At 68.8% G+C, this 849-nt stretch carries 2 protein-coding genes; both read left to right on the top strand.

Going from position 1 to position 849, the window contains the following annotated elements; all coding sequences use genetic code 11:
- Window positions 1-371: acetyl-CoA carboxylase biotin carboxyl carrier protein subunit (locus tag MLGJGCBP_RS22870; protein ID WP_160098234.1), on the top strand; the 371-nt coding region annotated here is incomplete at its 5' end.
- Window positions 372-468: 97 nt separating this feature from the next.
- Window positions 469-849, top strand: a 381-nt coding sequence (locus MLGJGCBP_RS22875; RefSeq protein ID WP_442972119.1) for a transposase, incomplete at its 3' end; no start/stop codon positions are given.

Here is an 849-nt window from a genome sequence, read left to right on the forward strand (position 1 = left end):
TGCCCCGGCAGAACGTCGTCGTCGAGGTCGGCGGCCGCCGCGTCGAGGTGTCGCTGCCCGGCCAGTTCACCCTCGGCGCCGGCGGCGCCCCCGCCGGCGCCACACGGAAGAAGCCCAAGGCCCGCACCCGCGGCGGCGCCCACGGCGGCGCCGCCTCCGGTGACGCCGTCACCGCCCCCATGCAGGGCACCGTCGTCAAGGTCGCCGTCGAAGAAGGCCAGCAAGTCGAAGAGGGCGACCTCATCGCCGTCCTCGAGGCCATGAAGATGGAAAACCCCGTCAACGCCCACAAGGCCGGCACCGTCACCGGCCTCGCCGTCGAACCCGGCTCCGCCATCACCCAGGGCACCGTCCTCGCTGAGCTCAAGTAGCTCCCGTGAGTACTTGTTAACCGCCCGGGGGCTGTTGCAAAATCCCGGCGGCTGATCAGCGTGTCACAGCGTCCTGGCCTGGGATTTCTTGGATAATGTGTTGGTGGCCAAGGGATATCGACCAGTGCATCGTGATCAGCAGTTCCTGTTGCCGCCGGACATGCGGGAGTGGTTACCGGACACGCATCCGGTGTGGACGGTGATCGAGATCGTCGACACCCATCTCGACACGTCGGCGTTCCACGCGTCCCGCCGCACCGGCGGTGCGGGCCGGGCCGGGTACGACCCGGACATGCTGGTGACCCTGCTGATCTGGGCGTGGTCACGGGGGATGCGGTCGTCCCGGCAGATCGAGCGGGCCTGCACCGAGGACGTGGCGTTCCGGGTGATCTGCGCCGGCGACGCCCCCGACCACGTGACGATCTCCCGGTTCCGCAAGGACAACCACACCGCCTGTCAGGACCTGTTCACGCAGGTC

Origin of the sequence: Rhodococcus sp. T7 (assembly GCF_009872365.1) — a bacterium.
Taxonomy (GTDB): domain Bacteria; phylum Actinomycetota; class Actinomycetes; order Mycobacteriales; family Mycobacteriaceae; genus Rhodococcus_F.